We start from the raw sequence: 17520 nt of genomic DNA, 5'->3' as shown, positions 1-17520 counted from the left end.
GACTCGCCATGAACGCCACCTGGAAGCACCGGCTGCCCGCCCTGCTGGCCGCCCTCGCCCTCAACCTGCTGCAACCCGCCCTCGCCCGCGAGCAGGCGGTGCTCTACACCACCAACAACGACTCGGCGGTGCAGGCCCTGCTGGACAGCGGCCAGCACCTCGCCCCGGGCCTGAAGATCGGCGTGGTCAACGGCTCCAGCGCCGCCCTGCTCAAGCGCATCGAGGCCGAGGGCCAGGCCGCTCGGGCCGACGTGTTCTGGAGTTCCCAGCCCAACACCCTGGGCGCCTTCACCGCGCTCTACGCGCCCTACCGCTCGCCCCAGGCCCAGGCCATCCCCGAGGCGCACCAGCACCCGCAGCACCTGTGGAGCACCGCCAACATCCAGGTGGTGGTGATGATGGTGAACCGCAAGCAGCTCGGCGGGCTCAAGGAGCCCACCCGGTGGCGCGACCTGCTGGACCCGGCCTGGAAGGGGCGGATCATCGTCGGCGACCCCACCGCCACCTCCACCGCCTACACCGCGCTCTGGGGCCTGCGCCAGCTGCTGGGCGAGGACGACTTCCGCCGCCTGGCCGCCAACCTGGTGGTCTCGCGCAACTCCAGCGCCGTGCTCAACCAGGTGGCCCAGGGCGAATACGCCGTCGGCCTGACCTTCGAAGGCAACGCCTATGCCTATGTCGCCGGCGGCCAGCGGGAGATCCGCCTGGTCTACCCGGCCGACGGCACCTTCGTCACCGAAGAGGCCCTAGTGCTGGTGAAGAACGGCCCCAACCCCGAGGCCGGCAAGCGCCTCTACGACCTGCTGCTGAGCCGCGACACCCAGATCGCCCTGCTGGAGCAGGCCTACCGCCGGCCGAGCCGCAGCGACATCGAGGTCAGCACCCATGTCGAGCTGCCGGAGCTGAAGGACATCGCCGTCTTCCCCACCGACGAGCAGGCCGCCATCGCCGGCCGCGACGCCTTCCTCAGCGCCTGGAAAGGCCTCGACAAAGCCCTCTGACACGGAGCCGGACATGACCGCCCACCACCACCGCGCCACCGCCGAACACCTCGCCGACCTCGCCCGCGCCCGCCTGCAGGCCCACTGGCAGACCGCCCTGGAGGACGGCCAGCCCTTCGAGGACAAGGACGACGCCAGCCCCGTCACCGCCATCGACCGCGCCATCGAGCACGAACTGCGCGAGGCCATCGCCCGCCACACACCCAGCTTCGGCGTGGTGGGCGAGGAGTACCCCGACCACCAGCGCGACGCCGAATACAGCTGGGTGCTCGACCCCATCGACGGCACCAAGGCCTTCATCGCCGGGGTCCCGGTGTACGGCACGCTGATCGCTCTGTGCCGCGACGGGCGCCCGGTGCTGGGGGTGGTCGACCTGCCCATCGCCGGCCTGCGCTGGGTCGGTGTGGAAGGCCAGCCCACCCGGCTCAACGGCCAGCCGGTGCGCACCCGCCCCTGCACCGAGCTGGCCCGCGCGCTGCTGGCCAGCAGCAACCCGGAAAGCCTGCCGGACACTCACCTGGTGGCCTTCGTCCGGCTGCGCGACGCCACCCGCTGGCGTCTCTACGGCGCCGCCTGCAGCGCCTACGCCAACCTCGCCCGGGGGCGCATCGACCTGGTGGCCGACGGCGGCGGCATGGCGCCGGTGGACTACTGCGCCCTGGTGCCGGTCATCGAAGGCGCCGGCGGGGTGATCAGCGACTGGCAGGGCCGCCCGCTCGGCCTTGGCTCTGGCAGCAGCGTACTGGCCGCCGGCGATCCCCAGTTGCACCGCCAGGCCCTGGAGCGCCTGCACCAGGCCTGAACCGCCCGAGGTCACAAGGAGGACACGCCATGACCGCCATCCATTTCCGCCTACCCCTCGCCCTGTCGCTGGCCCTCGCCCTGGGCCTGGCCGAGGCGGGCGGCTTCCTCGACGACAGCCACGCCACCCTGTCGCTGCGCAACTTCTACTTCAACCAGGACAACCGCGACGGCCACGCCGGCCAGACCGAGGAATGGGGCCAGGGCCTGCGCCTGGACTACCAGTCCGGCTACACCGAAGGCACGGTGGGCGTCGGCCTCGACGCCCTCGGCCTGCTCGGCCTTCGCCTGGACGGCGGTGGCCGCGCCGGCAAGGCCGGCCAGGCCCGCACCCCCAGCACGCTGTTCCCCCTGGAGCACAACGGCCGCGCCCGCGATGAATTCAGCAGCCTCGGGCTCACCGCCAAGCTGCGGGTCGGCGCCAGCGAGGCGCGGGTCGGCACCCTGATCCCGCGCCTGCCGGTGATCAAGGCCAACGACGGGCGCCTGCTGCCGCAGACCTTCGAAGGCGCCCAGCTGACGGTGCGCGAGTTCGACGACCTCACCCTGCTGGCTGGCCGCCTGCGCCAGGCCAAGGGGCGCGCCCAGAGCCACCGAGACGACCTTTCCATCAACGGCGCCAACAGCCCGCGCAAGCCCGGCAACGCCGTCAGCGCGGCGCCGGCCCGCCACAGCGACGCCTTCGACTTCCTCGGCCTGGATTACCAGGTCAACGAGCAGTTGCAGGTGCAGTACTACCTGGGCCAGCTGGAGGACTTCTATCGCCAGCACTTCGTCGGCCTCAACCACGAGCAGGCGCTGCCCCAGGGCACGCTGAAGACCGACCTGCGCCACTTCGACACCCGCGCCACGGGCCGCAACGCCAGCCGCAGCGGCCGCGCCGAGGGCTACACCGCTGCCGGCTACTACGGCCCCGGCAACGGCGAGAGCGGCGCCCATCGCGGCAAGGTGGACAACCGCGCCTGGAGCGCCCTGTTCAGCTGGAGCCTCGGCGCCCACACCCTCGGCGCCGGCTATCAGCGCCTGAGCGGCGACAGCCACTTCATCCAGCCCAACCAGGGCAACGGCAGCGACGTCTACCTGATCACCGACCGCCAGCTGAACAGCTTCGCCCGCGCCGGCGAACGCACCTGGCTGGCCCAGTACGGGCTGGACTTCGGCACCTGGGGGCTGCCGGGGCTGACCAGCAACATCGCCTACCTCAAGGGCAGCGGCATCCGCTCCGAACGCGGGCACCTGCAGGAGTGGGAGCGGGACTTCACCCTGGCCTACGTGGTGCAGGCCGGGCCGGCCAAGGGCCTGGGCATCACCTGGCGCAACGCCAGCCTGCGCAGCCAGGCGAGCACCGACGTCGACCAGAACCGGGTCTTCCTCACCTACAGCCTGGCGTTGTTCTGACGGGTGCTTGAAATGCCCTGACGGCCAGGCGGTGGAGGGCATGGCATCGCCTGGCCGTACAGGTCTTTCAGAAACGTCCGAGGCACCCGGGCTGCTAACGTCCCCGGACCCACGCACCGGGAGGCCCCCATGAAAGCGATCCCCATCCAGGCCGTGCTCGACGGCATCCCCAAACCCCATCCCTTCGCGCCGGCCTGTGCCGAGCTGCAGCCGGTCGCGCCCTTCCAGCCGGGCCCGGCCTCGGTGCAGTTGGGCCACCTGGACGGCGAAGGCCCGTGGCAGCGCCACCCCGAGGGCGATGCGCTGTTGCAGGTGCTGGAAGGTGAAATGGAGATCAGCCTGCTGGCGGTGATCGGGCTGGTACGCGAGCCCCTGCCGGCGGGCTCGCTCTATGTGGTCCCGCGCGGGCTCTGGTACCGCCTGGAGGCGAAGGCCGCGTCGATCCTGGCGGTGCTGCCGGAGAAGGGCGAGAGCGAGCGCTCGGCCTACCCGCTGCGGGTGGAACGCAGCGCCTGAGGGCTCAGGCAGCGCGGGGCAAGGCGTCGACCGGCGCCTCGTCCCGTGCCGGCGCGGGGGCCAACAGGCCCAGGCGCACCAGCACCCAGGGCGCCAGCACCGCGACGAAGGTGCCGATGGCCAGGCCACGGAAGGCCTGCCAGGCCGGACCCTCCAGATGCAGCGCCAGCCCCGTGTGCTTCAACCCCCACTGCAGGCCGATGAAGGCCAGCGCACCCAGCACCGCCGCCGTCACCCGTCGCCACAGCGGCACCGCCACGCTGAACCCCACGCGCCGGTAGCCGATGATCACCACCAGCATCAGCCCTGCCAGCAACGGTACGTAGCTCGGCGGCTCGCCGCGCCAGGTGAGCGCGAAGGCCGCCGACACCGCCACCACCAGCGCCAGGTGGGCCAGCGCCGGGCCCTCGCGCCAGAAGCGCCAGCGCCTGGCCAGGGCGAACAGGCCGAGGGTCGCCAGGCCCAGGGCGCTGCCGCCGAGCAGGTCTTCGATGTCGTGGGCACCCAGGTACAGGCGGCTGAACAGGATGCCCGTCACCAGCACGCAGGCCAGCCCCCAGAACCACAGGCGGCGCACTTCCAGCGCCAGCCAGAACCACAACACCACCGACAGCTGCGCGTGGCCGCTGGGCAGGCCGAAGCTCTCGCCCACCTCGTGGTCCATGCGCAGGGCAATGTCCGGGCGCGGGTCCTGCCAGTAGTCCTTGAGCCAGGCGTTGAGCAGCGCGGTCACCGCCACCAGCACCAGCAGGCGGAAGAACACCGTGCGCTGCCAGGCCCAGTAGCCCAGCGGCAGGAAGAAGAGGATGAACTTCTCGTAGCCCAGCAGGGTGAAGAAGCGCATCAGCGGCGTCAGTGCGTCGCTGCGCAGGGGCAGCACCCAGTCCAGGCTGTGCAGCAGCTCGTTCATGGCGAGTCCTTTCCGGAGGAAGGCGCCTACTGATACGCGAGGACCTGCGGAGCGGCAAGCCCCTCGCCGAGCTGGGCCAGCAAGCGCTCGCGCAGCCAGCGGTTGCCCGGCTCGCCGGCCGCCTGTTCGTGCCAGTACAGGTTCAGCGTCACCGGCGGCAGGGGCAGCGGCATCGGCAGTTCCCGCAGCGGTGCGATGCGCGTCAGCATCGGGCAGTAGGCCGCGGCCACGGTCAGCAGCCCGTCGCTGCCGGCGGCCAGTTGCGCGGCGGTGAGGTAGTGCTGGCAACGCTGCACCACGTGGCGCGAGAGGCCGAGGCTGTCCAGGGCCAGGTCCTCCACCGAGATGCTGCGCCGCCTCGAGGTGACGGCGATGTGCCGCGCCGCCAGGTAGCGCTCGGTGTCCAGTTCGCCGACGAAGGCCGGGCCGGCCAGCACCCGCAGCGGCTCCCGCAGCAACTGGCACTGGCGCAGCTCGGCATCCGCCGGGCGCGCCACCTCCACGGCCAGGTCGATGTGCCCGGCGGCCATCTCCAGCTTCAGCTCGCCCCAGCGCACGCTGGTGCTGCGCACGCCGACCCGGGGCAGGTGCGGGCGCAGGGCGGCAACGATGGGCGGCAGCAGCAGCGGCTCCAGCTGCTCGGGCATGTTGAGGATGAAGGTGCGCGAGTCCCGCGTCGGGTCGAACTGCTGCAGCCGGTCCACCCCGCCCTGCAGCAGCGCCAGGGCCTCGCTCACCACCGGGGCCAGGCGCAGGGCCACCGGGGTGGGGGCCACGCCGCGCCCCTCGCGGACGAACAGCGGGTCCCCCAGTTGCTCGCGCAGGCGCGCCAGGGCGTGGCTGATGGCCGACTGGCTGAGGTGCAGCACCGCCGCCGCGCGGGTCAGGTTGCGTTCGCGGTGGATCACGTCGAAGACGCGGAACAGGTTCAGATCAACACGGCCAAGGGCTGGCCATTCATGTTCCTTATTCATGGTTGCGCCTCCACGCTCACGGAGGGTGCCCGCCCCTCTGCACCGGTCATGCACGGCACCCTAGCGCCACCTACACCAACCATGCAGCAAATTCATGATCGTGAATGAACAACCATCAGTTCCCACGCCCCTGGGGGCTGCCTAGGATGCCCGGACCCCGCACCACAAGAACAAACCCTAGCGAGGCCCCATGAACGAACACGCCTACCTGCAGGCGCTCGCCGAACGCCGCAAGCTCGCCTGGCCCCAGGGCCTGCCCCGTACGCCCCAGTACCCGCTGGGGGAACGCCCGCTCACCGACTACCTGCGCGAATGGGCGCGGCGCCAGCCCGAAGCCGCTGCCGTGCACTTCTACGGCCACCGCCTGGACTGGGCGGAGCTGGACCGCCTGAGCGACCGCTTCGCCGCCCTGCTGGTGGAGCGCGGCGTGGTGCCGGGGGACCGGGTCGCGGTGTTCCTGCCCAACTGCCCGCAGCTGCACATCGCCTTCTGGGGCATCCTCAAGTGCGGCGCGCTCTATGCGCCGGTCAGCCCGCTGTCCAAGGGGCTGGAGCTGGCCTACCAGCTCAATGACAGCGGCGCCGCCGTGCTGCTGTGCTTCGACCAGCTGCTGCCGGTGGTGCGCGCGGTGCAGGCGGAAACCCCGGTGCGCCTGCTGATCGCCACCAGCCTCGGCGAACTGCGCCCGGCCACGCCGAGCCTGCCGCTGCCCGACCTGCTGATGGCGCCCAAGGCCAGCGCCGAGGACTGCCTGGACTTCTACCCCGCCCTGGCCGCCTGCCAGGCGCCGACGCCCAGCCACCAGCCGCGCCTGGAGGACGCCGCCGCGCTGAACTACACCGGCGGCACCACCGGCCTGCCCAAGGGCTGCATCCACACCCACGGCGACATGCTCTACACCTGCGCCAGCTTCGTGCCGGTGGCCCTCGGGCTGGATCCGCAGTCGGTGATGCTCAACTTCCTCCCCGAATTCTGGATCGCCGGGGAGAACGCCGGCCTGCTGTTCCCGGTCTACGCCGGCTGCGCCCTAGTGCTGCTGGCCCGCTGGGATGCGGACGCCTTCATGGCCGCCGTGCAGCACTACCGCGTCAGCCACTGCGGCCTGCTGGTGGACAGCGCCGCCGAGGTGCTGGACCACCCCCGCGTCGGCGAATTCGACTTCGCCAGCCTGCGCCGGGTCGGTGCCATCTCCCTCGTCAAGAAACTGACCCGCGACTACCGCGCGCGCTGGCGCCAGCTCACCGGCTGCACCCTCTACGAATTCGCCTTCGGCATGACCGAGACCCACACCTGCGACACCTTCACCTACGGCCTGCAGGACGGCGACTTCGACCTCAGCCAGGCGCCCACCTTCGTCGGTCTGCCGGTGCCGGGCACCGAGTTCAAGGTCTGCGATTTCGACAGCGGCGCCCTGCTGCCCCTGGGCCGCGAAGGCGAGCTGTGCCTGCGCTCGCCCTCGCTGCTCAAGGGCTACTGGCAGCGCCCGGAGGCCAGCGCCGAGGTGCTGCGCGACGGCTGGCTGCACACCGGCGACCTGGGGGTGATCGACGAACGCGGCTTCATCCGCTACCTGGGCCGGCGCAAGGAGATGCTCAAGGTCAACGGCATGAGCGTGTTCCCCAGCGAGCTGGAGGCGCTGCTCGGCCAGCACCCGGCCGTGCTGGCCAGCGCCGTGCTGGGCCGCCCCCACGAGCAGCGCGGGCAGCAGCCGGTGGCGTTCATCGTGCTCAAGCCGGGCGCCGAGGAGACGCCGGAAAGCCTGGTCGCCTGGTGCCAGGACGCCATGGCCGTCTACAAAGTACCGGAGGTGCGGCTGCTGCCGGCGATGCCGATGACCGCCACCGGGAAGATCAAGAAGAACGAACTGGAAGCCTTGCTGTGAACCGACCCTTCGCACGCCTGCTGATCGCCAACCGTGGCGAGATCGCCATCCGCATCGCCCGCGCCGCCGCCGAGCTGGGCATCGACAGCGTCGCCGTCCACGCCGAGGACGACCACGCGGCCCTGCACACCCGCAAGGCCGACCGCGCCGTGGCCCTCGCCGGCCAGGGCCCGGCGGCCTACCTGGACATCGCCCAGCTGGTGGCCATCGCCCGCCGCGAGGGCTGCGACGCCCTGCACCCCGGCTACGGCTTCCTCAGCGAGAACGCCGAGTTGGCGCGCCAGTGCGAGGCCGCCGGCATCCGCTTCGTCGGCCCGGCGCCCGAGGCCCTCGATCTGTTCGGCGACAAGGCCCGCGCCCGCGCCCTGGCCGAGCGCTGCGGCGTGCCCCTAGCCGCCGGCACCAACCGCCCCACCTCGCTGGAAGAGGCCCGCGCCTTCCTCGCCAGCCACGGCCCGCTGATGCTCAAGGCCCTGGCCGGCGGCGGCGGGCGTGGCATGCGCCCGGTGCATAGGGCGGAGGAGCTGGACGAGGCCTACGCCCGCTGCCAGTCCGAAGCCCGCGCCGCCTTCGGCCGTGACGACCTCTACGTCGAACGGCTGATCGAAGGCGCCCGGCACATCGAGGTGCAGGTGCTGGGTGATGGCGAGCGCGTCAGCCACCTGTGGGAGCGCGATTGCAGCCTGCAACGGCGCCAGCAGAAGCTGGTGGAGATCGCCCCCGCCGTCGACCTCGCCCCGGCCCTGCGCCAGGGGATGCTCGATGCGGCCCTGCGCCTGGCCGGCGAAACGGGCTACCGGGGCCTGGGCACCTTCGAGTTCCTGGTGGACCCGGCCCGGGGCGACTTCGTGTTCATGGAGGCCAACCCGCGCATCCAGGTGGAGCACACCATCACCGAGGCCATCACCGGCGTCGACCTGGTCCAGGCCCAGCTGCACCTGGCGGCCGGCGCCCGCCTGGAGGACCTCGGCCTGGACGAGCCGGTGGCCCCGCGCGGGGTCGCCGTGCAGCTGCGGGTAAACCTGGAGACCCAGCTCGCCGACGGCAGCACCCGCCCCGCCGGCGGCACCATCAGCGCCTACGAGCCGCCCAGCGGCCCGGGCCTGCGGGTGGACGGCCACGGCTACGCCGGCTGCACCACCAACCCGCGTTACGACGCGCTGCTGGCCAAGCTGATCGTCCAGGCTGACGACCTGCCCGCCGCCCTGCGCCGGGCCTACCGCGCCCTCTGCGAATTCCGCCTGGAAGGGGTGGCGAGCAACCTGCACCTGCTGCAGAACCTGCTGCGCCGCCCCGAACTGGCGGCGCCGGTGGACACCCGCTTCCTCGAACGCCACCTGCCCGAGCTGCTGGCGCCCCAGCCCAGCGCCCACCCGCACCTGTTCGTCAGCAGCGCCGCCCCGCAGGTCGAACCGGCAGGCGGCATCGACGCCCCGCCCGGCTGCCTGCCGCTGCTGGCCCCCAGCCAGGGCGTGCTGGTGAGCCTGGACGTGGCCGAAGGCGACAGCGTGGCCCTGGGCCAGCCGGTGGCGGTGCTGGAGGCGATGAAGATGGAGTTCGTGGTCAAGGCCAGCCACAGCGGCCGCGTCCGCGCCCTGGCGGTGCAGCCCGGCGACAGCCTGTTCGAAGGCGCGCCGCTGCTCTACCTGGAGCCTGCGGAGGTGGACGGCGAGGCAGTGGCCAGCGAGGAAAGCCTGGACCTGGCGCACATCCGCGCCGACCTCGCGGAAGTGCTCGAACGCCACGCCATCACCCGCGACGAACGCCGCCCGCAAGCGGTGGCCAAGCGCCGCAAGACCGGCCAGCGCACCACCCGCGAGAACCTCGACGACCTGCTCGACGCCGGCAGCTTCATCGAATACGGCGCCCTCGCCCTGGCCGCCCAGCGCCGGCGCCGCAGCCTGGAGGAGCTGATCGAGCAGAGCCCGGCCGACGGCCTGGTGGCCGGCATCGGCACGGTCAACGCCGACGCCTTCGGCGCCGAGGCCGCCCGCTGCATGACCATCGCCTACGACTACACGGTGTTCGCCGGCACCCAGGGGGTGATGAACCACAAGAAGACCGACCGCATGCTCGGCCTCGCCGAACAGTGGCGCCTGCCCCTGGTGCTGTTCGCCGAGGGCGGCGGCGGTCGGCCGGGGGACTCGGACTTCGTCGGCGTCGCCGGGCTGGACTGCCACACCTTCGTCGCCATGGCCCGGCTCTCCGGCCAGGTGCCGCTGGTGGGCGTCGTCTCAGGCCGCTGCTTCGCCGGCAACGCGGCCCTGCTGGGCTGCTGCGATGTGATCATCGCCACCCGCAACGCCAGCATCGGCATGGCCGGCCCGGCGATGATCGAGGGCGGCGGCCTGGGTCGCTACAGCGCCGAGGAGGTCGGTCCGACCGCCGTGCAGGCGCCCAACGGGGTGATCGACATCCTGGTGGAGGACGAGGCCGAAGCGGTGGCCGCCGCCAAGCGCTACCTGTCCTACTTCCAGGGCCGCCTGGCGGACTGGCGCTGCGCCGACCAGCGTGCGCTGCGCCACGCCATCCCGGAGAACCGCCTGCGGGTCTATGACATCCGCGCGCTGATCGAGACCCTGGCCGACGCGGACTCGGTGCTGGAACTGCGCCGCGCCTTCGCACCGGGGCTGATCACCGCCTTCATCCGCATCGAGGGGCGCCCCTTCGGGCTGATCGCCAACAACCCCGCCCACCTCGGCGGCGCAATCGACGCCCAGGCCGGCGACAAGGCCGCGCGCTTCATGCAGCTGTGCAACGCCTTCGGCCTGCCGCTGCTGTCGCTGTGCGACACCCCCGGCTTCATGGTCGGTCCGGAGTCGGAGAAGCAGGCCACGGTGCGCCACGTCTCGCGCATGTTCGTCGCCGCCGCCGCGCTGGAGGTGCCGGTGTTCACCGTGGTGCTGCGCAAGGGCTACGGCCTGGGCGCCCAGGCCATGGCCGCCGGCAGCTTCCATTCGCCGCTGTTCACCGTCGCCTGGCCCAGCGGCGAATTCGGCGCCATGGGGCTGGAAGGCGCGGTGCGCCTGGGCTACGCCAAGGAGCTGGCCGCCGTGGAGGATGCCGGGGAGCGCGAGCGGCTGTTCCGCAAGATGGTCGACAAGGCCTACCAGAACGGCAAGGCGATCAACATGGCCAGCTTCCTGGAGATCGACGCCGTCATCGACCCGGAGCAGACCCGCGCCTGGCTCCTGCGCGGCCTCAACGCCACCGCGCCTTCCGCCGCACCAGAAGGCCGCAAGCGGTCGTTCGTGGATACCTGGTAGGCCGCCTTCGCGAGCAGAGCTCGCTCCTACAGGCCCTGCCGTAGGAATGAGCCCTGCTCGCGAAGCAATCCAGGTATCGAGCCGGCCCCGGGCTGAAGCCCGGGCTACGGAGCCAAATGGGCGCGAAACGTCTGCCAGCCCTGACCGCAGCTGGATTGAGCCGGCAGTAGCGCGGGGTGGCCGTTCCGGCTCGCGGAAATTTCCCAAGCGGCGCCGCCGGTCTTGTTGCCTGGGAGACAGGCGCCTAGCGTCCGCGGGTCATTGCACGACTAGAAGGAGACTCCCTGTGCGCCACCCGATCCTCTGCTCGGCCCTGCTGATCCTGCCCCTCGCCGCGGCCCTGCCATGCCTGGCGGAAGAGCCGGCAGCCGGCAACTCCCTCAAGGAATCGACCAAGGCAGCGGTTTCCTCGGCCATTTCAGCGGGCAAGAACCTGCTGGGTGGCGTGTCCGAAGGCATTACCGAAGGCCGGATCAATACCGAGGGCATCGATGGTGCGGCCGTGGTCGCCGACTACGCGCAGCTGACCCAGGTGGGCAGCGTCGAACTGCTCAAGATGGAAACGCGTGGCAGCAGCCTGGCGGTCACCCTGGGGTTCCGCAACAGCACCGCGAAACCACTGCGGATCATCAACCTGCTGGACGGTGGCAGCCTGATCGCCATCGATGCAGACGGCTACTCCAGCCCGCTTGCCGTCGGCAGCAACCCGGACGAGCTGACCGTTCCCGCCAACGTCGGCGTGCGCCAGGTCTTCCACTTCGAGGCCTCCAGCGAGGCCCCCCACCTCATCCGGCTCTGGGGCCATGACCTAAAGCCGAAATGACACGCCATCGGGTGCCCAACGCCACGAGGCCGGGCATCCACACCATGACCAGGGCAGGTAAAGCGGCAACGGTGGCATGGAAGGGATCACTGTGCCGGGGTTTCAACCTTGCGCACGCGGGTATCGGTGGCGCTGATCGGGCGGCCATTGGCGTCGCGGACCTCCAGCCGTGCCAGGGGCTGGCCCGTGCTGTCGAGCAGTTCGGAGTGCACCTCCCCCGGCGCGAAGCAATGCGCCTCGCCCCACTGGCGCAGGCTGACGATGAGGGTGAACAGGTCGCGCCCCTTGGGCGTCAGCGCGTAGGCCTGGTAGGCGCTGCCGTCGGCGGCCGGTTCGAGGCACAGGATGCCTTCGGCCGCCAGCTTGCGCAGGCGGTCGCTGAGGATGTTCTTGGCCACGCCGAGGCTTTTCTGCAGTTCACCAAAACGCTGCTGGCCGTCGAACAGGTCGCGCACGATCATCAGCGACCAACGGTCCCCGACCCCTTCCAGGGCCCGGGCCACCGGGCAGTGCTCGACGGCTTCGTCGTTCTTCATCAGTCTTCTCCCGCCCCAAAACTGGTTGCAGTTTAAAACCAGCAGGATTAGCCTTCAAATGGTTTCATTTTGAAACCAGAAGGACTGCCTCATGCCTGCTACCGGTTCCCTGTCACCCGCCCTTGTCTGGCTGCTGGCCCTGGCCTGCGGCCTCTGCGTCGCCAACGTCTACTACGCCCAGCCCCTGCTGGATGCCATGGCCCGGGACCTGGGCATCAGCCGTGCCGCCATCGGCGCGGTGATCGGCGTGACCCAGGCGGGCAGCGCCCTGGCCTTGCTGGCGCTGGTGCCGTTGGGCGATCTGCTGGAGCGTCGGCGGTTGATGGCGGCGCAGCTGGTGCTGCTGGTGGGTTCGCTGCTGCTGGTGGCAGCGGCACGGCAACCGGCGCTCATCCTGCTGGGCATGTTCGGCCTCGGCCTGCTGGGTACGGCCATGACCCAGGGCCTGCTGGCCTTTGCCGCGAGCCTGGCGGGCGACGCGGAGCGCGGTCAGGTGCTGGGCGTGGTGCAAGGAGGCGTGGTGGTGGGCCTGCTGCTGGCCCGCAGCCTGTCCGGGGCGATGGCCGAGCTGGGCGGCTGGCGGGCGGTCTACCTGTTGTCGGCCCTGCTGATGGCGATGCTGCTGGTCGTGCTCTGGCGGCGGTTGCCGACGCAGCGGAACGCGTCTCGCCTGGGCTACCTGGCGCTGCTGCTCTCGATGCTGCATCTGCTGCGCGAGGACCGGGTGCTGCAGGTGCGTGGCCTGCTGGCGCTGCTGCTGTTCATGGTGTTCAACCTGTTCTGGGCCGCCCTGGTGATGCCGCTGAGCGCCCCGCCGCTGTCGCTTGGGCCCGGTGCCATCGGCGCCTTCGGGCTGATGGGCGCGGTAGGCGCCCTGGCTGCGGCGCGTGCCGGCCGTTGGGCCGATCGCGGCCAGGCCCAGCGTGCCAGCGGCTTGGCCCTCGGCGTGCTGGCCCTGGCCTGGGTGCCGCTGGCATTCACCGGGCAGTCGCTGTGGGCGCTGCTGCTGGGCATCTTCCTGCTGGATGCGGCGGGCCAGGCGCTGCACGTGCTCAACCAGAGCCTGGTGCTGGGCAGCGGCAGCTCGGCCCATGCCCGGCTGATCGGCCTCTACATGCTGTTCTACGCCGTCGGCAGCGCGCTGGGCGGTTTCATCGCCACGCACCTCTACGCCCTGGCCGGCTGGGCCGGTGTGTGCCTCTGCGGCGGAGCCCTGAGCCTGGCGGCACTGGGCCTGTGGTGGGTGACGCTGCCGGGTCGCCCGGGCATCCGACGCCATGTCTTGGGCAGGCAAAGCGGCATCAGGTAAACTGCCGCATCTTTTTGCACCCATAACGATTAGCCTGATGCCCACGACGTTCCATGAGATTCCCCGCGAGCGCCCGCTCACGCCCCTGCTCGACCGCGCGGAGACGCCGGACGCGCTGCGTCGGCTGGGCGAGGCCGAGCTGGAAACCCTGGCCGACGAACTGCGCCAGTACCTGCTCTACACCGTCGGCCGGACCGGCGGGCATTTCGGCGCGGGGCTGGGGGTGGTCGAACTGACCATCGCCCTGCACTACGTCTACGACACGCCCGACGACCGGCTGGTCTGGGACGTGGGCCACCAGGCCTACCCCCACAAGATCCTCACCGGTCGCCGCGAGCGCATGGGCACGCTGCGCCAGAAGGACGGCATCGCCGCCTTCCCGCGCCGCTCGGAGAGCGAGTACGACACCTTCGGCGTCGGCCACTCCAGCACCTCCATCAGCGCCGCGCTGGGCATGGCCATCGCCGCCCGCATGCAGGGCTCGGGGCGCAAGTCCATCGCCGTGATCGGCGACGGCGCGCTCACCGCCGGCATGGCCTTCGAGGCGCTGAACCATGCCTCGGACGTGCAGGCCGACATGCTGGTGATCCTCAACGACAACGACATGTCGATCTCCCACAACGTCGGCGGGCTGTCCAACTACCTGGCCAAGATCCTCTCCAGCCGCACCTACGCGAGCATGCGCGAGGGCAGCAAGAAGGTGCTCTCGCGCCTGCCCGGCGCCTGGGAGATCGCCCGCCGCACCGAGGAATACGCCAAGGGCATGCTGGTCCCCGGCACGCTGTTCGAGGAGCTGGGCTGGAACTACATCGGCCCCATCGATGGCCACGACCTGCCCACCCTGGTGGCCACCCTGCGCAACATGCGCGACCTCAAGGGCCCGCAGTTCCTCCATGTGGTGACCAAGAAGGGCAAGGGCTTCGCCCCGGCCGAGCTCGACCCCATCGGCTACCACGCCATCACCAAGCTGGAGCCGCTGGACGCTCCGGCAGCGCCGAAGAAGCCGTCCGGGCCGAAGTACTCCAACGTCTTCGGCCAGTGGCTGTGCGACATGGCGTCACAGGACCCGCGCCTGGTGGGCATCACCCCGGCGATGAAGGAAGGCTCGGACCTGGTGGCCTTCGCCGAGCGCTTCCCGGAGCGCTACTTCGACGTCGCCATCGCCGAGCAGCACGCCGTGACCCTGGCGGCCGGCATGGCCTGCGATGGCGTGAAGCCGGTGGTGGCGATCTACTCCACCTTCCTCCAGCGCGGCTATGACCAGCTGGTGCACGACGTGGCGGTGCAGAACCTCGACGTGCTGTTCGCCATCGACCGCGCCGGCCTGGTGGGCGAAGACGGCCCGACCCACGCCGGCAGCTTCGACCTGTCCTACCTGCGCTGCATCCCCGGCATGCTGGTGATGACCCCGAGCGACGAGAACGAACTGCGCCTGCTGCTGACCACCGGTTACCACTTCCAGGGCCCGGCAGCGGTGCGCTACCCCCGTGGCAGCGGCCCCAACGCGGTCATCGAGCCGGAACTGGCGACAGTGCCGATCGGCCAGGCGGTGGTTCGTCGTCGCGGCAGCGGCGTCGCCCTGCTGGCCTTCGGCGTGCAACTGGCCGAAGCCCTGCAGGTGGGCGAGCGCCTGGACGCCACGGTGGTGGACATGCGCTTCGTCAAACCCCTGGACGAAGCGCTGCTGCGGGAACTGGCCGGCAGCCACGGGCTGCTGGTGACCATCGAGGAGAACAGCGTGATGGGCGGCGCCGGTGCTGCCGTCAGCGAGTTCCTCGCCCACGAGAACCTGCAGGTGCCGGTGCTGCACCTGGGCCTGCCGGACTACTACGTGGAACACGCCAAGCCGGCGCAGATGCTGGCCGAGTGCGGCCTGGACGAGGCGGGCATCGAAGCCGCCGTGCGCCAGCGCCTGGCCTTGCTGGACCCACAGGCCCCTTCGAAGGCCGCGGGGCTGTAACCCGGAACCGGGCTGCGCCGCTAGCGGCGCGCCCGGGCCGGTGCTTCACGTGTACGTGTGTGGCGGAGGGCCCCTCCGTCAAGCGCAGGCGGCGCTTCCTGCCGTGCAGTCCGGCTCTTGCCCGGCCCTCCTCGAAAGTCATTCGGATCTTTTGAGGAGTCATCCATGCTGCGTTCCCCCCTGGCCCTGGCCATTGTCCTGCTCCCCTGCGCCACACCGGCGGAGGAGATCGCCCCGGAAAGCCTCGACGCCCTGAAGAGTCCCTACCTGGTAGGCACCTCGGGGCGCAGTCTGGAGCCCCGCTCCCAGGCCACGGCGGCCACCAGCGTCTTCACCCGCGCCGACATCGCCCGGCTCAAGGTCAAGAGCCTGCCCGACCTGCTGGCGCGCGTGCCGGGCATGTCGGTGCAGCAGACCGGCGGCCGTGGCAGCCCTACGGCGCTGTACCTGCGCGGCACCAACCCCAGCCAGGTGCTGGTGCTGCTCGACGGCATGCGCATCGGCCAGCTGAGCAACGGTCTGGCGCGCCTGCAGTACCTGAACATGCAGCAGGTGGAGCGGGTGGAAGTGACCCGGGGCGCACGCTCCAGCCTGTACGGCGGCAATGCCATGGGCGGAGTGATCCAGGTCTTCACACGGCGTGGCAAGGCGGGCCTCGACCCGCGCTTCGACTTCAGCCTGGGGGACGGCGACGACAGCGAGAACAGCCTCGGCCTGGCCGGTGGCGACGCGAACACCCGCTATGACCTGGGCATGAGCCTGGTGGAGCTGCGCCAGGACCGCAGCGACGACCGCGACGGCGCCAACACGGACAAGGATGCCTACCGCAACCGAGGGTTGAACCTGAGCCTGGAGCACCGCTTCGCCGAGACCTGGCGCGCCGGCCTGAACCTGCTGGACCAGCGCGGCAAGAGCGAACTGGACGGCGACAGCGGCGCCTTTCCCGACCAGCCCCGGGACCGCTTCGCCCTCAGCAGCACCTCGGCCTTCCTCCAGGTGGACCCGAGCCCACTCTGGAGCAGCCGCCTGGAGGCTGGCCACAGCGAAGACAAGAGCCGTGTCGACACCGTCTACAACTACTTCACCACCTTCGAGGAGTACGCCAGCTACCGGGACTCGCTGCTCTGGCAGAACACCCTGCACCTGGACGCCGCCAACCAGCTGCTGCTGGGCGCCGAATGGACCGAGGAACGCCTGCGCGCCAACGTGCCGCTGGAGGAGCGCGAGCGCCGCAACCAGGCCTGGTTCATCCAGCACCGCTACCGCGCAGCCCCCTTCGGCACCGAACTGGGCCTACGCCATGATCAGGACCGCCAGTTCGGCAACGAGGACAGCCTCAACGCAGCCCTGGACATCGACCTGCCCGCCCAGACGCAACTGGTGCTGAGCTACGCCGAGGGCTTCCGCACGCCCACCTTCCTCGAACTCTACGTACCGAAGGAATTCTTCCCCAGCGGCAACCCGGACCTGCAACCCGAACGCTCGCGCACCTGGGAAGCCCAGCTGCGCGGCAACCACCTGGGCACCGACTGGTCCCTGGGGGTGTACCGCACCGATATCCGCGACCTGATCACCGATGTGGAAACCTTCGACCCCGACTACGTGCGCACCTGGCGCAACGTCGGCCGCGCGCGGATCAACGGGCTGGACATCAGCCTGTCCCGCGAACTGCTTGGCTGGACCACCCGCCTTTCCGCCGGTTTCGTCGACCCGCGCGACCGCGAGACCGGGCACACCCTGCCGGGCCGTTCGCGGCGCAACCTGGCGCTGGACGTGGACCGCCGCTTTGGCGAGTACAGCTTCGGTTTCAGCTGGCTGGGGGTCTCCAGCCGCTACCAGGACGCCGACAACACCGTGCACAGCCCCGGCTACGGCCGCCTCGACATCCGCGCCGGCTGGGACCTGCTGGAAGGGCTGAAGGTGGAAACGCGGGTGGAGAACCTGGGGGACAACCGCTACCTGGAGAAGCGCTACGCCGACCAGTCCGGTTTCTCCAGCTCGCCCTACGGCGACGCCCTGCCCTACGAAAACAACAACGTCTACATCGACGACCCGACCTACGAGGCGCGCGGCGGCTACCGGGATGCCGGGCGGCGGGTGGTGGTCAGCCTGAAGTGGTCGCCGCAGTTCTGACGAACGCGGCC

General features: G+C 70.7%; 13 protein-coding genes. 10 read left to right on the top strand and 3 right to left on the bottom strand.

Annotated elements, in window-relative coordinates:
- The first annotated feature begins 8 nt into the window (after positions 1-8).
- From BM198_RS23450 to BM198_RS23435, 4 genes are all read left to right on the top strand, one after another.
- Complete coding sequence (locus BM198_RS23450) at positions 9-1001, top strand: extracellular solute-binding protein (protein WP_074972849.1); 993 nt, start codon at positions 9-11, stop codon at positions 999-1001.
- 13 nt (positions 1002-1014) lie between these two features.
- Positions 1015-1803, top strand: a complete 789-nt coding sequence (locus BM198_RS23445) for an inositol monophosphatase family protein (RefSeq protein WP_074972847.1) — start codon at positions 1015-1017, stop codon at positions 1801-1803.
- Positions 1804-1832: 29 nt separating this feature from the next.
- Entirely contained in the window at positions 1833-3200 is a 1368-nt protein-coding gene (locus BM198_RS23440; RefSeq protein ID WP_074972845.1) for an OprD family outer membrane porin, read from the top strand.
- A gap of 129 nt (positions 3201-3329) precedes the next feature.
- On the top strand, positions 3330-3716 hold the full coding sequence (locus BM198_RS23435; protein WP_074972843.1) for a cupin domain-containing protein: 387 nt from the start codon (positions 3330-3332) through the stop codon (positions 3714-3716).
- A gap of 4 nt (positions 3717-3720) precedes the next feature.
- On the opposite strand, the gene BM198_RS23430 is transcribed toward BM198_RS23435, so the two are convergent.
- Together BM198_RS23430 and BM198_RS23425 are read right to left on the bottom strand one after the other, a co-directional pair.
- Complete coding sequence (locus BM198_RS23430; protein WP_074972841.1) at positions 3721-4626, bottom strand: phosphatase PAP2 family protein; 906 nt, start codon at positions 4624-4626, stop codon at positions 3721-3723.
- 26 nt (positions 4627-4652) lie between these two features.
- Complete coding sequence (locus tag BM198_RS23425; RefSeq protein WP_074972839.1) at positions 4653-5600, bottom strand: LysR family transcriptional regulator; 948 nt, start codon at positions 5598-5600, stop codon at positions 4653-4655.
- Positions 5601-5790: 190 nt separating this feature from the next.
- On the opposite strand from BM198_RS23425, the gene BM198_RS23420 reads away from it, so the two are divergent.
- The 3 genes from BM198_RS23420 to BM198_RS23410 all read left to right on the top strand — a co-directional run bounded on the left by BM198_RS23420 (position 5791) and on the right by BM198_RS23410 (position 11571).
- Positions 5791-7482 (top strand): AMP-binding protein, encoded by a 1692-nt coding sequence (locus BM198_RS23420; RefSeq protein WP_074972837.1) that lies wholly within the window; start codon positions 5791-5793, stop codon positions 7480-7482.
- Positions 7479-10748 carry a carboxyl transferase domain-containing protein gene (locus BM198_RS23415; RefSeq protein ID WP_074972835.1) on the top strand — a complete coding sequence of 1090 codons (3270 nt, stop codon included), beginning with the start codon at positions 7479-7481 and terminating at the stop codon, positions 10746-10748. The genes BM198_RS23420 and BM198_RS23415 overlap by 4 nt, the downstream gene beginning before the upstream one ends.
- Before the next feature lie 286 nt (positions 10749-11034).
- Positions 11035-11571 carry a hypothetical protein gene (locus BM198_RS23410; RefSeq protein WP_233473418.1) on the top strand — a complete coding sequence of 179 codons (537 nt, stop codon included), beginning with the start codon at positions 11035-11037 and terminating at the stop codon, positions 11569-11571.
- A gap of 86 nt (positions 11572-11657) precedes the next feature.
- Here the strand turns inward: BM198_RS23410 and BM198_RS23405 are convergent, their stop codons facing one another.
- Positions 11658-12107 carry a winged helix-turn-helix transcriptional regulator gene (locus tag BM198_RS23405; protein ID WP_074972833.1) on the bottom strand — a complete coding sequence of 150 codons (450 nt, stop codon included), beginning with the start codon at positions 12105-12107 and terminating at the stop codon, positions 11658-11660.
- A 91-nt stretch (positions 12108-12198) separates the two neighbouring features.
- Here BM198_RS23405 and BM198_RS23400 point away from each other — a divergent pair, with 91 nt between their 5' ends.
- The 3 genes from BM198_RS23400 to BM198_RS23390 all read left to right on the top strand — a co-directional run bounded on the left by BM198_RS23400 (position 12199) and on the right by BM198_RS23390 (position 17509).
- Entirely contained in the window at positions 12199-13416 is a 1218-nt protein-coding gene (locus BM198_RS23400; RefSeq protein WP_074972831.1) for an MFS transporter, read from the top strand.
- A 37-nt stretch (positions 13417-13453) separates the two neighbouring features.
- Positions 13454-15376 carry a 1-deoxy-D-xylulose-5-phosphate synthase gene (gene dxs, locus BM198_RS23395; RefSeq protein WP_074972829.1) on the top strand — a complete coding sequence of 641 codons (1923 nt, stop codon included), beginning with the start codon at positions 13454-13456 and terminating at the stop codon, positions 15374-15376.
- A gap of 165 nt (positions 15377-15541) precedes the next feature.
- The gene (locus BM198_RS23390; RefSeq protein WP_074972827.1) at positions 15542-17509 is read left to right on the top strand and encodes a TonB-dependent receptor plug domain-containing protein; all 1968 of its coding nucleotides are present in this window, start codon (positions 15542-15544) and stop codon (positions 17507-17509) included.
- The last annotated feature ends 11 nt before the right edge of the window (positions 17510-17520 follow it).

Source organism: Metapseudomonas otitidis, from assembly GCF_900111835.1.
Lineage (GTDB): Bacteria > Pseudomonadota > Gammaproteobacteria > Pseudomonadales > Pseudomonadaceae > Metapseudomonas > Metapseudomonas otitidis.
The sequence above is the reverse complement of the archived record's forward strand: the minus strand, read 5'-3'. Positions and strand labels throughout refer to the sequence as shown.

What these genes read in the sequence shown, in the direction of transcription:
- BM198_RS23445 (WP_074972847.1), top strand. Translation starts at nt 1,015, where the DNA reads ATGACCGCCCACCACCACCGCGCCACCGCCGAACACCTCGCCGACCTC.
- BM198_RS23405 (WP_074972833.1), bottom strand. Translation starts at nt 12,107, where the DNA reads ATGAAGAACGACGAAGCCGTCGAGCACTGCCCGGTGGCCCGGGCCCTG.
- BM198_RS23440 (WP_074972845.1), top strand. Translation starts at nt 1,833, where the DNA reads ATGACCGCCATCCATTTCCGCCTACCCCTCGCCCTGTCGCTGGCCCTC.
- BM198_RS23450 (WP_074972849.1), top strand. Translation starts at nt 9, where the DNA reads ATGAACGCCACCTGGAAGCACCGGCTGCCCGCCCTGCTGGCCGCCCTC.
- BM198_RS23430 (WP_074972841.1), bottom strand. Translation starts at nt 4,626, where the DNA reads ATGAACGAGCTGCTGCACAGCCTGGACTGGGTGCTGCCCCTGCGCAGC.
- BM198_RS23420 (WP_074972837.1), top strand. Translation starts at nt 5,791, where the DNA reads ATGAACGAACACGCCTACCTGCAGGCGCTCGCCGAACGCCGCAAGCTC.
- BM198_RS23425 (WP_074972839.1), bottom strand. Translation starts at nt 5,600, where the DNA reads ATGAATAAGGAACATGAATGGCCAGCCCTTGGCCGTGTTGATCTGAAC.
- BM198_RS23400 (WP_074972831.1), top strand. Translation starts at nt 12,199, where the DNA reads ATGCCTGCTACCGGTTCCCTGTCACCCGCCCTTGTCTGGCTGCTGGCC.
- dxs (WP_074972829.1), top strand. Translation starts at nt 13,454, where the DNA reads ATGCCCACGACGTTCCATGAGATTCCCCGCGAGCGCCCGCTCACGCCC.
- BM198_RS23390 (WP_074972827.1), top strand. Translation starts at nt 15,542, where the DNA reads ATGCTGCGTTCCCCCCTGGCCCTGGCCATTGTCCTGCTCCCCTGCGCC.
- BM198_RS23435 (WP_074972843.1), top strand. Translation starts at nt 3,330, where the DNA reads ATGAAAGCGATCCCCATCCAGGCCGTGCTCGACGGCATCCCCAAACCC.